The organism is Pseudomonas sp. CFBP 8771, from assembly GCF_014841695.1.
Lineage (GTDB): Bacteria > Pseudomonadota > Gammaproteobacteria > Pseudomonadales > Pseudomonadaceae > Aquipseudomonas > Aquipseudomonas baltica.
Genome location: NZ_JACYUJ010000005.1, coordinates 379,498 through 394,842, shown reverse-complemented (window position 1 = coordinate 394,842; position 15,345 = coordinate 379,498). Strand labels below are relative to the sequence as shown.

The 15,345-nt window shown below is 64.4% G+C and carries 11 protein-coding genes; 7 read left to right on the top strand and 4 right to left on the bottom strand.

Annotated elements, in window-relative coordinates:
- Nucleotides 1–118 precede the first annotated feature (118 nt).
- Complete coding sequence (locus IFT80_RS14145; RefSeq protein WP_122475097.1) at nucleotides 119–931, top strand: cytochrome C assembly family protein; 813 nt, start codon at nucleotides 119–121, stop codon at nucleotides 929–931.
- A gap of 10 nt (nucleotides 932–941) precedes the next feature.
- The gene (locus tag IFT80_RS14140) at nucleotides 942–2,177 is read left to right on the top strand and encodes a transporter associated domain-containing protein (protein ID WP_192137761.1); all 1,236 of its coding nucleotides are present in this window, start codon (nucleotides 942–944) and stop codon (nucleotides 2,175–2,177) included.
- A 63-nt stretch (nucleotides 2,178–2,240) separates the two neighbouring features.
- On the opposite strand, the gene purT is transcribed toward IFT80_RS14140, so the two are convergent.
- The 4 genes from purT to IFT80_RS14120 all read right to left on the bottom strand — a co-directional run bounded on the left by purT (nucleotide 2,241) and on the right by IFT80_RS14120 (nucleotide 4,930).
- Nucleotides 2,241–3,422, bottom strand: a complete 1,182-nt coding sequence (gene purT / locus IFT80_RS14135) for a formate-dependent phosphoribosylglycinamide formyltransferase (RefSeq protein WP_122475100.1) — start codon at nucleotides 3,420–3,422, stop codon at nucleotides 2,241–2,243.
- Between the two features lie 124 nt (nucleotides 3,423–3,546).
- On the bottom strand, nucleotides 3,547–3,747 hold the full coding sequence (locus tag IFT80_RS14130; RefSeq protein WP_192058661.1) for a DUF1289 domain-containing protein: 201 nt from the start codon (nucleotides 3,745–3,747) through the stop codon (nucleotides 3,547–3,549).
- Nucleotides 3,744–4,268 carry a gamma carbonic anhydrase family protein gene (locus IFT80_RS14125; RefSeq protein ID WP_122475104.1) on the bottom strand — a complete coding sequence of 175 codons (525 nt, stop codon included), beginning with the start codon at nucleotides 4,266–4,268 and terminating at the stop codon, nucleotides 3,744–3,746. Before IFT80_RS14125 ends, IFT80_RS14130 begins: the two co-directional genes overlap by 4 nt.
- Before the next feature lie 62 nt (nucleotides 4,269–4,330).
- Nucleotides 4,331–4,930, bottom strand: a complete 600-nt coding sequence (locus IFT80_RS14120; protein ID WP_122475105.1) for a CoA pyrophosphatase — start codon at nucleotides 4,928–4,930, stop codon at nucleotides 4,331–4,333.
- A 135-nt stretch (nucleotides 4,931–5,065) separates the two neighbouring features.
- Between IFT80_RS14120 and IFT80_RS14115 the strand changes: the two genes are divergently transcribed.
- The 5 genes from IFT80_RS14115 (at nucleotide 5,066) to IFT80_RS14095 (ending at nucleotide 15,344) form a co-directional block, all read left to right on the top strand.
- On the top strand, nucleotides 5,066–5,620 hold the full coding sequence (locus tag IFT80_RS14115) for an NUDIX hydrolase (protein WP_122475107.1): 555 nt from the start codon (nucleotides 5,066–5,068) through the stop codon (nucleotides 5,618–5,620).
- Between the two features lie 51 nt (nucleotides 5,621–5,671).
- Nucleotides 5,672–6,229, top strand: a complete 558-nt coding sequence (locus IFT80_RS14110; protein ID WP_122475109.1) for a L,D-transpeptidase family protein — start codon at nucleotides 5,672–5,674, stop codon at nucleotides 6,227–6,229.
- Nucleotides 6,230–6,439: 210 nt separating this feature from the next.
- Nucleotides 6,440–8,116, top strand: a complete 1,677-nt coding sequence (locus IFT80_RS14105) for a ShlB/FhaC/HecB family hemolysin secretion/activation protein (RefSeq protein ID WP_192137760.1) — start codon at nucleotides 6,440–6,442, stop codon at nucleotides 8,114–8,116.
- Between the two features lie 19 nt (nucleotides 8,117–8,135).
- Nucleotides 8,136–12,722: a hemagglutinin repeat-containing protein gene (locus tag IFT80_RS14100; protein WP_192137759.1), complete on the top strand. Its 4,587-nt coding sequence runs from the start codon at nucleotides 8,136–8,138 to the stop codon at nucleotides 12,720–12,722.
- Nucleotides 12,723–12,881: 159 nt separating this feature from the next.
- Complete coding sequence (locus tag IFT80_RS14095) at nucleotides 12,882–15,344, top strand: two-partner secretion domain-containing protein (protein ID WP_192137758.1); 2,463 nt, start codon at nucleotides 12,882–12,884, stop codon at nucleotides 15,342–15,344.
- The last annotated feature ends 1 nt before the right edge of the window (nucleotide 15,345 follow it).

The window sequence follows — 15,345 nt, the reverse complement described above, 5'->3', positions numbered from 1 at the left end:
CAGGCCGGCGATTATAACCAAGAGTGGGTGCCACGGACACTGCGCGGTATGCAGTCTTTCGTCGGCGGGCATTTGATGCCAAACTCAGGCACTTTCCGGCTTGTGCTCCACAGGACCTATGCTCCCCTTGTCACCCAGTCTAATCCCCACCCTCGCCGCCGCCTGCCTGTACGCCGCTGCGACTGCCTATCAGGCAACCCGTATCGGCCAAGGCGGCAAGGCTGACAAGCGCGTGCTCTACCTGTTCGGCTTCCTGGCCGTGATTGCCCACGGCTGCGCGTTGTTCTCGCAGTTGCTCACCCCCCTGGGGCTGAGCCTGGACTTCTTCAGCGCGGCCAGCCTGATCGCCGTGGCGGTGATCGCCCTGACCCTGCTGGCCACCAGCCAGATACCCGTGGAAAACCTGCTGGTGCTGCTGTTTCCCCTGGGCCTGGCGACCATTCTGATCGCCCAGTTCGCGCCCGGCGGGACTGCACCGCTGATCCACGAAGAGCCAGGCATTCTCACGCACATCCTGCTGTCCATCCTGGCCTATGGCATGTTCACTATCGCCGTGTTCCAGTCGTTGCTGCTGTTGCTGCAGGACCACCAGCTCAAGCACAAGCATCCGGCAGGGCTGATCAAGAATTTCCCGCCGCTGCAGACCATGGAAAGCCTGCTGTTCGGTTTCATCTGGGCCGGCTGGGCACTGCTGTCGCTGTCACTGATTTCAGGCTGGGTGTTCGTCGAGAACCTGTTCGCGCAACACCTGGTGCACAAGACCCTGCTCGCCTGCCTGGCCTGGATCGTTTTCAGCGTGCTGCTGTGGGGACGCAATCGCCTGGGCTGGCGCGGGCACAAGGCCATTCGCTGGACGCTGGCCGGCTTCTGCCTGCTGATGCTGGCCTATTTCGGCAGCAAGCTGGTTCGCGAATACATTCTGCACATCTGACAGGTCACCCATGGACACTCTGCCCCTAGGGCCGATGCTCGGCGCGCTGGCGCTGGCAATTCTCCTCGCCGCGCTGCTTTGCGCAGTGGAAGCCGCGCTGCACACGCTGGCCGCACAGCGCCCTACCGGGCGCAATGGCGATCGACCGGCGCTGCAGGCGCCGCTGCCCAGCCTGGTGCTGCTCAATACCCTGGCCCGCGCCATGGCGGTTACCCTGGGGGTAACGCTTGGCATCTATCTGCGCGGCGCCCATGGCGCCTGGCTCGGTGGCCTGGGCACCATGCTCGCCCTGCTGGTGCTGGCCGACTACCTGCCACGCCGCCTTGCCCAGCGCTACCCGCGGCCGTTCATCGGCATGGCCAATGCCCTCCTGGCGCCGCCACTCAAGCTGGTCTGGCCGCTGGCATGGCTACTGGACGGCGCCGCGCGGCTGCTGGTCGTGCCGTTCGCCCGCAAGGAACCCGGCAAAGGCGCCCAGCAGGAGCCTGCCATACCGCGTAGTGTGCTGGACGAACTGGCCGCCGAAGCGCGCAGCAACAAACCGCACCTGGCCAACAGCATCCATGCGCTGGACAAGATCACCGTCAACGACATCCTGGTGCCGCGCAACGAAATCGACGGCATCAATCTGGAAGATTCGCTGGACGAGATCATCGACCAGCTGATGATCAGCCGCCATACCCGCCTGCCGGTCTTCCACAACGACATCAACCATGTCGAACGGGTGCTCAATACCCGCCAGATCAGCCACCTGCTGCCGCACCGCGAACTCACCATCGAGGCCTTGCTGGCCGCCTGCTATGAAGCTTACTTCGTGCCCGAAAGCACGCCCCTGCAGATGCAGCTGCTGAATTTCCACAAGCAGCAACGCCGATTGGGCATCGTCGTCGACGAATATGGCGAGGTGCAGGGCATCGTCACCCTGGAAGACATTCTGGAAGAGATCGTCGGCGAGTTCGAAGACGACGATGCGCTGGCCAATCCGCATATCCATCCGCAGCTGGATGGCCGCTTCGTGGTCGAAGGCCAGGCCTCCATTCGCGACATCAACAAGAGCCTGGGCTGGCACCTGCCCAGCGATGGCCCCAAGACCTTGAACGGCCTGGTGACCGAGGCGCTGGAAAGCATCCCCGCCAGCGCGGTGTGCCTGAAGATCGGACGCTATCGCATGGAAATTCTCGAGACCGAGGAAAACCGTGCGTCACGGGTGCTTATATGGCACGCGAGCAGCCTGCCAGCGGCGTGACGGCGGTGTCGCACCCTCGCAAAACCGGCGCCGCCGCTCGGCAGGCACCGGTCGACTCAGACCTTACAGTTCGACCTTGACCGCTTGCGAGGCGCGCGTGGCCTTGGCCCGGGCTGCCTCGATCGATTCGTCGCGGGCCAGGGCCACGCCCATGCGCCGTTGCCCATTGACCTCGGGCTTGCCGAACAGACGCAGCGCCGTATCCGGTTCGGCCAGTGCCGCGCCGAGGTTGTCGAAGGCGGTCTGGCGAGAGTTGCCTTCGACCAGGATCACCGCCGAGGCGGATGGCCCGAACTGCCGGACCAGCGGGATCGGCAACCCGAGAATGGCGCGTGCGTGCAAGGCGAACTGGGACAGATCCTGGGAAATCAGGGTGACCAGGCCGGTATCGTGCGGACGCGGCGAGACCTCGCTGAACCACACCTGATCACCCTTGATGAACAGTTCGACGCCGAACAGGCCGCGCCCACCCAGGGCTTCAGTCACTGCACGCGCCACCCGCTCCGACTCGGCCAGGGCCACCGGGCTCATCGCCTGGGGCTGCCAGGACTCTTGATAGTCGCCCTTCTCCTGCCGGTGGCCAACCGGTGCGCAGAACGTCGTCCCGCCAACGTGGCGGACGGTCAGCAAGGTGATCTCGTAGTCGAAGTCGATGAAACCTTCGATGATGACACGGCCCTTGCCGGCGCGCCCGCCCTCCTGGGCATAGTCCCACGCTTCCTGCACATCGGCCGCCGAGCGCAGCAGGCTCTGGCCCTTGCCCGAAGAGCTCATGACCGGCTTGACCACGCACGGGAAACCCAGATCCTGCACGGCCCGTGCGTAGTCTTCGAAGGTGTCGGCAAAATGGTACGGCGAGGTCGGCAGGTCCAGCTCTTCGGCGGCCAGGCGGCGAATGCCCTCGCGGTTCATGGTCAGCTGGGCTGCGCGCGCAGTCGGCACCACGGTGAAGCCTTCGGACTCCAGCTCCACCAGCGTGGCGGTGGCGATGGCCTCGATCTCGGGCACGATGTAGTGCGGTTTTTCCGCTTCGATGACCGACCGCAAGGCAGCGCCATCGAGCATGTTGATGACGTGGCTGCGATGGGCCACTTGCATGGCCGGCGCATCGGCGTAACGGTCTACGGCGATGACTTCGACGCCCAGGCGTTGCAGCTCGATCACCACTTCCTTGCCCAGCTCGCCGCAGCCGCACAGCAGTACGCGGGTCGCGGTCGGCGACAGGGGGGTTCCGATACGGGTCATTTCAGGTCCTCAGGGAATCGTCTGGATCGAGGGGCAGCACGCAGGCCGACCCGACAGGGGCGGGCATTTTAACTCAACGCGGCTTTGCGTGCGCCAGTCTCGCCGCCCACAGGCAAGGGCTGGATCAGCCGCCCGCAAATACCAGGCCCTGGGCCACGGCTCGCTCATGGGCGAGGCGCAGCACGGCGCGGCGCTGGTCGTCGCTCATGCGCCCCCACTGGGTAATTTCCGCGGCGGTGCGCTGGCAGCCCGTGCACACATCCTGCTCATCCAGGGCGCAGACACTGATGCACGGAGACTTGACCGGCTTGGGCAGAGAATTCACGAGTCCTGCTCGATCAGTTCGCGAGCATAGCGCTGGGCATTGTGCACATAGTGCGCGGCGCTGGCTTCGAGCATGCGCTTCTGGGCTTCGCTCAGCTCGCGCACGACCTTGCCCGGCGAGCCCATGACCAGCGATCCATCGGGAATTTCCTTACCCTCGGCAATCAGCGAGTTGGCGCCGATGATGCAGTGCTTGCCGATCCTGGCGCCGTTGAGAATGACGGCGTTGATCCCGATCAGGCTGAAGTCGTCCACAGTGCAGCCATGCAGCATGGCATTGTGGCCAATGGTCACGCCGCGACCGATGGTCAGCGGCACGCCGGCATCGGTATGCATCACGGTGCCGTCCTGCACGTTGCTGTGCTCGCCGATGTCGATCAGCTCGTTGTCGCCGCGCAGCACGGCGCCGAACCACACGCTGGCCCCGGCCTGCAGGCGCACCTTGCCGATGAGGGTGGCATTGGGTGCGACCCAGCTGTCGGGATGGGTTTCGACGCGCGAGTCGCCCAGACGGTATTTCATGTGATCTCCTCGACGCGGCAATGGTCGGCACGGCACCCGGCCGCACTACGTTCAGATGGCGGTCAGATGGCGGTGTAATGCTCGGGAGGCCGATGCAGGCTGATCCGGGCGTCATACATCAGGTTGACGAGTTCGACGATCATGATCGCCGACAATCCCCATATCTTGTACTCGCCGAAGCGATAGCTGGGCACGTACCAGCTGCGGCCCTGGTAATCGATGCGGTGGGTGTGCTCGCGCGGGTCCTGCCGAAAGAACTCCAGCGGCACGGAAAACACCGCGGCGATTTCGGCATCGTTGGGTCGGTATTCGACATAGTCGGGAATGATGCCCACGAATGGCGTGACCTTGAGCCCGTGCTTGGACACCAGCGGGCTGAGCGGACCGATGATTTCCACCAGCCCGGGCGGCAGGCCGATTTCCTCTTCGGCTTCGCGCAGAGCGGTGAATATCAGGTCAGGGTCTTGCGGGTCGCGGCGTCCGCCGGGGAAAGCCACTTCGCCACCATGGGTCGAGAGCCCCGAGGCGCGCAGTGTCAGTACCAGCTCGGGCTCGTCGCTGCGGGTGATAGGCAGCAACACGGCCGCTTCGGGAAAACGGCTGTCGGTTTCCAGTGTGCGTGGCGTATGGTTGCTCACTCGGCGAAGTAGCTCGTCCAGCATGGCGTTTCTCGATCCGTGGCCTGCTGGCATGATGCACCAAAAGCCGCTGGCAGCCCAAGCTCGATTTGCCGTGCCGCAGGCTTGCGGCACCTCGGTACTACGGCCAAGATAGCGGCAGCCATCAAGGATCTGAGCATGAATTTCTGCAGCCATTGCGGCAACCCGGTAACCCTGCGCATCCCCACCGGCGATACTCGCCCCCGATTCGTCTGCGGGCATTGCCACCTCGTCCATTACCAGAACCCCAAAGTGGTCGCGGGCTGCATCGCCGTGTGGCAGGACCAGGTCTTGCTGTGCCGCCGGGCCATCGAGCCGCGCCGTGGTTTCTGGACCCTGCCGGCAGGCTTCATGGAAAACGGCGAAACGCTGCAACAGGCTGCCAGCCGGGAAACCGTCGAAGAAGCCTGCGCACAGGTGACCAACCTTGCGTTGTACACCGTGTTCGATCTGCCGCACATCAGCCAGGTGCAGGTGTTCTACCGAGCCGAAATGTCCGAGCCTTCGTTTGCCGTGGGCGAGGAAAGCCTGGAAGTGGGCTTGTTCGCGCAAAATCAGATCCCTTGGGCGGAGCTGGCTTTCCCCACCGTCGGCCGTACCTTAGAATACTTTTTCGCCGACCGGCTGGAGCACAGCTACCCGGTTCGCAACGAGTGCCTGGGGCCGCTGCTCGCGCGCTGGCCACAGACCTGACCCATCGCACCGGCGCCAGCGGCGCGTTTCCACTGCAGGAATATTCCATAGATGCGTTGCCTGACCGCCCTGTTCTGCCTGTGCTTCGCCGTGAGCGCCCAGGCTGCCTTCACCGTTACAGTTGAACGCAAGCCGGTCGACCAGATCGCCCCTGCGGTGCAATCGAGCAAGCGCCTGGGCGTGGACCCGATCGACAAGGTGCTGGTGCTCAAGACCAGTCGTCAATTGCAGTTGATCAGCGGCGGCGAGCCGCTCAAGAGTTACCGCATCTCGCTGGGCAAGCAACCCCAGGGCGCGAAGGCGCGCGAGGGCGACAAGCGCACGCCCGAGGGCTTCTACTGGCTCGACTGGCGCAAGGTCAGCGATCGCTTCAACCTGGCGATGCACGTTTCCTATCCCAACATCAGCGACTCGGCCCGCGCCCGCCGCGAGGGCGTTCCACCGGGCAGCATGATCATGATCCACGGCACGCCGATCGACGAGGAGTACCCGGAATGGTACTTCGCCACCCTGGACTGGACCGATGGCTGTATCGCCATGAAGAACGACGACATGCGGGAGGTGTGGAGCCTGGTCAAGGACGGCACGATGATCGAGATCCGGCCGTGAGCACGGCGTTCTCTTTACCGACCCAGCCTTGACCTTCCTTCAGCTGTCATAGGAACCATCCTACAACTGGTTCCTTTTTCGAATCCGCCCTTTCCTACTGTCTGTCAGATTCTTCCTACCAACAACCCCTCTCCCCTGCCCGTTCCCTGGGAAGTCCCCCCTCTTAAAGTGGCCGCCTATTGATTGGTCGACGATTGGGGCTGGGCTGCAATGACGATTTTCCGCAAGGACCGCCTGTTATCCGCACTGCTTTTCGCACCCGCCATGGCGCTGGGCGAAACCGGCGCGCAACCGCTGAATGACCAGATCCTGCGTCAGTTCGATACCCAGCGCCACGAGCGCGCCGCTGCCGAACAGGCGCAACGGCTGGAAACCCTTCGTGAAGACGCGGCGGAGCCAGCCAGCCGCGCACCGCAGCGGGTCGAGCAAGGTGATGGCGAGTGCTGGCCGGTGTCCGCGGTGCGCGTGCAGGACAACCAGCTGCTGGACACCGCTGCGCTGCAAGGTGTCCTGCAGCCATGGGTGGCGCCGTGCAGCGGCGTCGATGACATCAACCAGATGCTGCTGGCCTTGACCGGTGCCTACGTGAAGGCCGGCTATATCGCGGCCAGGCCCTATATCGCTCGCATGCCCGAAGCAGATGGCGAGCTGGTCATCGCCATGCTCGAAGGCTTCATCGAATCCATCGAAATCGCCGACGGCAGTGACGACCTGGCACTGGGCAGCGCTTTCCCTGGAATGATCGGTCGCCCGCTCAAGCTCACCGATGTGGAAAGTGGCCTGGACCAGCTCAACCGGTTGCGCTCCGTCGACCTGATCCTGGACATCGCTCCCGGCGAGCAGGTGGGAGGTACGCGAATCGTTCTGCGCCCACAGGGCACGCACAAATCCTGGACTCTGGGCACCGGCCTGAACAACCGTGGCAGCGATGCATCGGGGCGCCACCAGGCACAGCTGAGCCTGAGCCTGGACAACCCATTTCGTCTCAATGATTCGCTGGCTGCCAGCTATGCCCACAGCCTGGACGGTGGATCGGGCCGCAGCCGCCAAGGCGGGATGTTCTACGAAATACCCTACGGGCGCTGGACCCTGAACGCTTCGGCGAGTCGTTTCGAATCCCGCGCCCCGCTGCCCAACCGCCATGAGGTGGCGCAGAGCCTGGACAGCTATGGCCTGAAGCTGGATCGCAGCCTGTGGCGCAACCAGACGACCCTGCTCAATGGTCACCTGCGCCTGGACCAGACCCGTACCGACCTGCTGTTCGACGGCACTACCGTACGCAACGGTCGCACCACGCTGAGCGTCGCCAGCGTCGGGCTCAACCTGACTCACCTGGGTGATTCGGTGTGGAGTGGCGCCCTCGGCTACTCCCGCGGGCAGGGTTGGCTGGGGGGCGATCGCACACCCCTGCGGCATGACGCGCCGCAACCGCACTTCGAAAAATACCGAGGTACCGTCACTCGCCGATCGCTGTTCGATCTGCTCGATCGACGTTGGGCGTGGAGCAGCGAACTGGACATGCAGTACAGCCCAGACCCGCTACCGAGCCTGGAGCAGATGCGCCTGGCCGGCAGCGCCAGCGTGCGCGGCTATCGCCTGGACAGCCAGCCGGTCTCCAAGGGGGCCACGTTGCGCAACACCCTGAGCACTTCGCAGCTACTCGCCCAAGGCCTGTACCTGACCCCCCAAGCGGGGCTGGACTCTGGCTGGGGCCGGCACACGTACAACCAGGTCGAGACCCAGCACGCCATCGGCTTGAGCGCCGGGGCCACCCTGAGCTGGGCAGACGGCCAGATCACTCTGGATTATCAGCGCGGCCTGCATCGGCGTGCCAGCGCTTCGCCGGAACCAGGTTTCTGGACCTTCGGGCTTTCGCAAGTCTTCTGAAAAACAGGTAGATATCCCCATGACCAAACCATCACGTTGTGTTCAGCGCGACGCCTTGCGCCTGGCAATCGCCGGTGTCGTACTGGCGCCTTACATGGCCAGCGCCGACGTCATCCAGCCGGCCTTCGAGCCGGGTGCCAAACCGATCGTCATGACCAATGCCGGTGCCGCCTCGATCGTCGACATCGTGGCGCCCAATGCCGCCGGTCTTTCGCACAACCGCTACGAGCAATACAACGTCGGTGTCCCCGGCGTGGTACTGAACAACAGCCTGCAGGCCGGCCGTGCGCACGTCGCCGGCGAATTCTTGAATGTGCGGGCCAACGGCCAGTTCAAGGGCCAGGCGGCAAGCACCATTCTCAACGAAGTGATCGGCCGACGCCGCTCCGACATCAACGGTGAACAAGTGATCTTCGGCCAAGCGGCCGACTATGTACTGAGCAACCCCAACGGGATTTCGCTCAATGGCGCACGGATCAACCTGCAAATGGACAAACAGGCGACCTTTCTGGTCGGCCGGCCGCAGATCGAGAACGGCAGGATCACCGGGCTCAATACCGACGGTGGTATCGACCCACGCACCGCGCTGAAGGTAGACACCCGCGGGGTGACCGTGAACGGCGGTTCGCTGGCTTTGATCTCCCCCACGATCGACCAGCGCGGGCCGATCAGCGCAGCGCAGAAGCTCGACATTCTGTTGGGCACACACAAGGTCGATGCCAGCGATCTGAAGGTCAGCCACGTCCAGCAGAACGCGTTCAGTACCGACGCGCGCCTGATGGGCGCCATGCACGCCAATCGCATCAATATTCTGAGCACCCGCGAAGGTGCCGGCATCAACATGGGCATCAGTCGGACCGCAGCGCGTGAAGGCATCGAGATCGCTTCGCAGGGCGCACTGAACATGATCAGCACCGCCAAGCGCGATGGCTTGGCCACGCAGGGTGTACTCGACGCCGGCGCTGGCGATGTGCGGCTGAGCTCGGCAGCGAACCTGAACATCAAGTCGGTGGCGATCAGTGGCGCGTCGATCAGCGCCGACGCCGGTGCCGATCTGAACCTGGATACGTTGACCCGCACCGTCGAATCCAGCCGCAGGAGCGGTGTGGAGAACGACTGGTACATCCTGCCGGCAGGGGCGACCACTACCACCGTCGAGATGACGCATACCGAGCATCTGGCGAATGCCCTGAACGCCACGCAGTCCGTGACCCTGACTGCGGGCAACGATGCCAGGCTCGCCACCACCCACGTCAACAGCTTCGGCGACGTAGACATTGGCGCGGGCAATACGCTGGAGCTGACCGCCAATGTCGACCGCAGGCTTGACCGCGTCACCGTCAGCAACCAACGCCAGGGCCCTCAACGCTTGGACAGCACGGCCACCCAGACCACTCAGAGCGCAGCCTCGACGTTGATCGACGGCCAATCGATCAGCCTCACGGGACGGGCAATAACAGTCATGGGCAGCGACTTGAACAGTCGCAGCGACCTCAACCTCGCAGCAACCGAAGCGGTGGAGATCGGTACCGTCGTTCTGCATGGCTCGGTTGCGCAGGACAGTCGCGAGGGCCACGTGATCGTCCGCCGTTCGGCGACCGAACTGCACGACCGCGAGCAGACCCTGGACCACCGCGGCAGCCGGCTTGCCGCAGGCAATGGCAAGCTCGCCGCCCAGGCCGATCGCGTGGACCTGATAGCCGCGCAGCTGGAGGCCCGGGACATTGACCTGCGAAGCCTTGCGCAAGACCTCAGGGTACAAGGTGCCCAAGCCCACCAGCGTATCGAGAATGCGCGCCAGGACACCGCGCTGTTCAGCGCGTCCGACCGCCGTTACGACCGCAGGCAAAGTACCTATCAAGGCAGCTCCCTCAGCGCCAGTGGCGCCCTGCTTCTGGACGGCAAGCGCGACACCCTGATCGTGGGCTCGAGCCTTGCCACCGCTGGCGATCTGACGGTCAAGGCCGAGCGCAACCTGATGGTCGCTGCCGGCCAGCAGAGCAGCGAATCCACCCTCAAGGGCAAGGACTGGAAACTGACCGTTTTCGGCGAACAGACCACGCCAGGCTCCGGCCAGCCAGGCGACGCACAGGGATCTGCCGGGCAGTGGGACGCCGGTGCCGGGATGCGCCAACAGTGGACGCTGGACACCGCCCGGCTGAACACGCATCAAGCCAGCCAGCTCAAGGGCGGTAACGTCGCACTCGAGGCCGGGCAGGGCCTGGCCATCGTCGGCTCGTCGGTACAAGCCGAACAGAACGTGCTGCTCGATGCCGATGACATGCGCATTCTGGCCACCGAGGCGCAACGCAGTTTCCGCAACCAGGAAACCGGAAGAACGGTGGGTTACGAGATCACTGCGGGCGTTGACCGTTTCGGTACCGGCGCCGCTTTCGCCTTGCAGACCGACACCGACGGCCGCAGCGAGAACGTACACACGCGCAGCTCGATCAAGGCCGGCAACGACGTACGCCTGACCGCGAAGGCACTGACCACCCAGGCAGCGCAGGTGGAAGCAGGCCAGTTGTTGAAGGTGCGCGCCGACCGTGTCCACAATCAGGCCGTTACCGACAGCACCAAGACCGCCCTGGACTACAACAAGATCAAGCTCAGTGCGGGCAGCTCGCTGGACTACGGCGCCATTACCCGTCAGGTACAGAAGCTGTGGAGCGGGGTCGACCAGACCAGCCTGTATGCCAGTGGCCTGGAGGATGGCCTGCTGCCGTGGAGCGTGGGCATCAATCTCAAGGGTGACTACCTGGACCGCAATACCCAGTCGCTGACGCACATTGCCCGGGTGTCGCAGTTCAAGGGGGGTGAGCTCGATATCGCTGTGACCGGCAAGCTGCACGACATCGGTACCCAGTACGAAAGCACGATCGGCGCCATCGCGCTGAGCGCGGACAGGCATGTCATGGACGCTGCCAGAAACAGCGTGCGTAGCGCAATCGACGCGTTGGGGGTGGATGCCATTGCCAGGCTGGAAACCTCGACCGGCGCCGACTGGGCCATGGGCGCCGCAGCCCGCGGTCACAGCAGCGCACAGTACAAGACGGTGGATACGGCGGTAGTCGGCAGTCTGCTCGGCAACAACGGCATCCGTATCCAGCTGGGCACCGATGGCCTTTACGAAGGCACCCTCATGCGCAGCGCCGAGGGGCCACTCCATATTCAAAGCGGCGGTAACCTGCAGTTCCTCCAAGCCGGCAATAGTATCGTCAAGCATGACGATGGCACGCGCGGGCGGGGCGCAGCGCAGCTCAATGGGGTGGTCGCACCAGCCCCTGTGGTTCAGGGTGGCGCCATCGGCGGCAGCGGGCAATACACCGTACTCGACAGTACCCAGACCTTCGCCGTCGGCGCCAGGCTGGACACCCCCGGCGCCGTTACATTGAGCGCGCAAGGCAACGTGATGCTGCAGGGCACTGCCATCGGCTCGCAACAGACGCCGGTGGGCAGCCTGTCGATCGACGCTGGCCAGAGTGTCGTGGCACTGGCCGGCATCGACACTGCCAGGGCCCAAGGCAATGTCTATGGCGGCAGCGGTTCGCTCAAGGTCAGCGCCAGGCCATCGACAGGCGGCTTGCCGGTGGCAGGCAGCGCAGGCTTCGAATTCGGTCAGACTGCGGAGGATTCGGCACTGCGTCGCGGCGCACAGTGGCATGTGCTCAACGACATGGCGGTCACGGCAGGCAGTGACCATGCGGCAGCGATACTGCTCGAAGGCCTGCACGCCACGGCCGACCGGATCAAGCTGGACGCACGCAAGGGGGGTATCGCCGTGATCGCCGCGCGGTCGACCAGCGAGCGCGACAACAAGCTGATTTCCGCCACCTTCAGCCTCGGTGGCCATTCAGGCGGCGCGAGGCCGTCCTACGCACTCGATGAGTTCAACGTTCAGTTCAAGCTCGACTACGACAAGCTCAAGAGCGACACCTATGCCAACGCCAGGCTCACCGCGGGCACAGTGGAATACAACAGCCCGGGCGAGCTGTTGCTGGGCGGCGCGCAAGTGCATGCCGGCACAATAAGCGGTTCGGTGGGCAGCCTGCGGGCAGTCAGCGTCAGGGACAACGTTGACGCGACCAAGGTCAATGCCGAGGCCGAAGTCGGCAAGGGTGGCGATCCGTGGGGCGCGATCGGCAGCCTGGCAAAGCTGGCAGGCGAGTGGGGAAGCAAGGGCAAGCAGCGCCTGGACCAGTTGAATGCCGCCTACTCAACCGATGTCTCGGCCAAGCTGGGCTTCGAAATGCGTCGCGAACTGCGCGATACCGTGGCCCAGAGTACCGTACTCAATGGCCGCGACACACTGGGCCTGGAGGTCCTTGGGACAACCCAGTTGGTCGGCGCACAATTGCAGACCAGCGGCACTGCGCTGCACCCGCACCCGAACTCGATGCAGACCACTGACCTGACTGCTCGCGACCGGCTGGTAACGGTCTCCCTGCTGGCGCTGACGCCGTCACTGGGTGCGATCAAGGACCTGTACAGCCATCTGCAGAAGGACAAGCCCGAAGAGGTGATGATCGATACCGGGCTGTTCCGCGCCGGCGGGCACAACCGCACTCAGTATCTGACAGGGGGCGTGGAAAAACTCGCGCTCTGAGCATGACTCTCCGCCGGCCCGACATCCGTTTGGGCCGCATCCTACGATGGGCCGCGCGCGCTGCCGCTATCGCGTCCGCCCCACCCTTCCTAAGGTAGCTCTCGTGCATCGGCCCCCAGGTCGATGCACAGCCAATCCTGGACCTAAGGAAAGACCTCGATGCCTCATACCATGGAACAATTGCGCCACCTGACCCTGCGCTCGCTGCCGCTGGCCATCGCCAGCGCGCTGCTGGTGCCCTGCTCCCCTGCCTGGGCCGATGGCCTGACCGCGTTCGCGGGTGGCGAAACGGCGCCAATCATCAACGGCCAGTACAAAGTACCGGTCATCGACATCGTTGCGCCCAATGCCAACGGCCTTTCGCACAACGTCTACAGCGAATACAACGTCGGCACCCAGGGCCTGGTGCTCAACAACAGCCTGGTGGCAGGAAAGAGTGAAATGGCCGGCGAGCTGAAGGCCAATCCACAACTGGGCGGCACGGCCGCCAGCACCATCCTCAACGAGGTGGTCGGCCACAACCGTTCCAACATCAACGGCCCGCAAGTGGTTTTCGGCGCGGCGGCAGACTATGTCCTGGCCAACCCGAATGGCATCACGCTCAACGGCGCAAGCCTGGTCAACGCGCCACGAGCCACCTTCGTGGTCGGTGCGGCCACCGTCCAGGACGGTCGACTGACAACGTTCGATACGCAGGCCACCGACGAGTTGCTGCGTGTCGACAGCGGCGGTGTCAGCAACCCGGCCGGCAGCCTGGCGCTGATAGCACCCAGTATCGTCAGCAGCGGGCCAATGGCCGCGGGCGCCGATATCGACCTGGTGCTGGACAGCAATGTCGTCGACTACGCCAGCAATGGTGTGATCGGCAGCACGCGCACGACCAAACTCATCGATGCCAACCTGCTCGGCGCGATGGCCACGGACAAGCGCATCCGCATCGTCAGCAGTGAGGAAGGCGCGGGTATCAAGATGCCAGGCGCTCGACTCACGGCCGGTCAAGGCATCCGTATCGAATCGGCCGGCGACCTCACGCTGCATGCACCTGCGCGCGCCGGCAAGCCACAGACCCCCACCGAACTGCACGGCGGAGCGGGCGAGATCCACCTGGCAGCCGGCCGTCAGCTCAATCTGGGCGCGGCACGCCTGGCCAGCGAAGCCGATGTGCGCCTGCTCGCCGACGGTGTGCGCAGCCAGGGTGCGGAGATCAACAGCGGCGGCCTGTTGAAGGTCAACGCGGCATCCATGGTCAACACCGGCTCAAGTCGCCTGCAGGGTGGCACGGTATCGCTGGATGTCAGCGGCAAACTGGCTGATACCGGTACCGAGTACGCCAGCACCCTGGGCAAGATCGCCATCCATGCCGACAGCCATGAGATGAAGGCGGCCATGCACAAGGTCCAGGCGGGCGCGGCAACCACCAGCACAGCCAAGGCCGGCAGCCTGAGCGCGGCCGAAGGCATCGACATCCGCCTGACCGGCAGTGGTCGCTACGAAGGCACCCGCATCGGCACCTCGCAAGGCGCGGTGCAGATCGACGCCGGTGCCAACCTGGCGTTCAACCCCGCCCACGCCACCCTCGACCGCATGGGCAAGGACGGCGCTTACCAGCAACGCACGGCGAGCAAGGCGCGGATCGATGCGCCAGGCGACGTGATCCTGCGCGCCAGCGGCGATGTGCAGCTCAACGGTGTGGACATAGGCACGCCGGACAAGCCCGCTGGCAGTCTGAAGGTGACGGCGGGAGGCACCCTCACCAGCCTCGCGGCCGTGGACAAGACAACCCTCAAGGGTGGTGGTGAATCCAGGAGTGCCGAAGGTCTGCATACCTTCGGTCAACGAGACGAAAGCACGCAACATCAGCACGGCAATCAGTGGCAGGTAAAGGGCGACATGGCGCTGCAGGCCGGCGCTCGCAAGGCACGCGCCCTGCACCTGCAGGGTGTCCAGGCCGACGCAGCCAGCATGAAGCTGGCGGCCACCGCAGGCGGTGTCTATCTGGAAAGCGCCAGCGACCAGCGTCAATCGGACCGCAAGCAACTGAGCGCCGATGCCAGTGATCCGCTCAAACCGGCTCTTGGCCTCAGCTACCGCAACGAGCAGCAGCAGACACAGCACAATGCGCAACTGCGAGCTGCGACGCTCAGGCTCGATAGCCAGATGGATGCACGTCTGGATGGCGCACGTCTGCAGGCCGACAACCTGAGCGGCAACGTCAAGGGCAAGCTGGCGATCACTCATCGCGCCGACAGCACGCAAATCCTCGGTGTCGAGGGGCGTGTCGTGCTGGCCGAAGGCACGGCTCCAGGCACAATGCTCAATGAAGTGGCAGCGCTGGGCGGCAAGTGGAATTCGCCGGTCAAGGAAGCTCTGGCGCAGCAGCCAAACGCTGGCAAAGGCGAAGTCGAACAGGCCAATTTCGAGTTCACCCGCACCGACAAAACGGGCGTGAGCGAACAATCCGGAATGTTCAGCAGCGAGCCCATGAGCCTCAAAGTTGCCCGAGGCACGACTCACGCAATGGCAGCAGGCGCCCATGAACTGCAGACCAGCCACAAGCTAGCCACGGGCAACACAGGCCTGGAGGCGGTCAAGCGGTTGTATGAGCAGGTACGCATCCGCTGAG

Bases quoted from the DNA above. Each gene is read 5' to 3' on its own strand.
- IFT80_RS14145 (WP_122475097.1), top strand. From the start codon at position 119: ATGCTCCCCTTGTCACCCAGTCTAATCCCCACCCTCGCCGCCGCCTGC.
- IFT80_RS14140 (WP_192137761.1), top strand. From the start codon at position 942: ATGGACACTCTGCCCCTAGGGCCGATGCTCGGCGCGCTGGCGCTGGCA.
- purT (WP_122475100.1), bottom strand. From the start codon at position 3,422: ATGACCCGTATCGGAACCCCCCTGTCGCCGACCGCGACCCGCGTACTG.
- IFT80_RS14125 (WP_122475104.1), bottom strand. From the start codon at position 4,268: ATGAAATACCGTCTGGGCGACTCGCGCGTCGAAACCCATCCCGACAGC.
- IFT80_RS14120 (WP_122475105.1), bottom strand. From the start codon at position 4,930: ATGCTGGACGAGCTACTTCGCCGAGTGAGCAACCATACGCCACGCACA.
- IFT80_RS14115 (WP_122475107.1), top strand. From the start codon at position 5,066: ATGAATTTCTGCAGCCATTGCGGCAACCCGGTAACCCTGCGCATCCCC.
- IFT80_RS14110 (WP_122475109.1), top strand. From the start codon at position 5,672: ATGCGTTGCCTGACCGCCCTGTTCTGCCTGTGCTTCGCCGTGAGCGCC.
- IFT80_RS14105 (WP_192137760.1), top strand. From the start codon at position 6,440: ATGACGATTTTCCGCAAGGACCGCCTGTTATCCGCACTGCTTTTCGCA.
- IFT80_RS14100 (WP_192137759.1), top strand. From the start codon at position 8,136: ATGACCAAACCATCACGTTGTGTTCAGCGCGACGCCTTGCGCCTGGCA.
- IFT80_RS14095 (WP_192137758.1), top strand. From the start codon at position 12,882: ATGCCTCATACCATGGAACAATTGCGCCACCTGACCCTGCGCTCGCTG.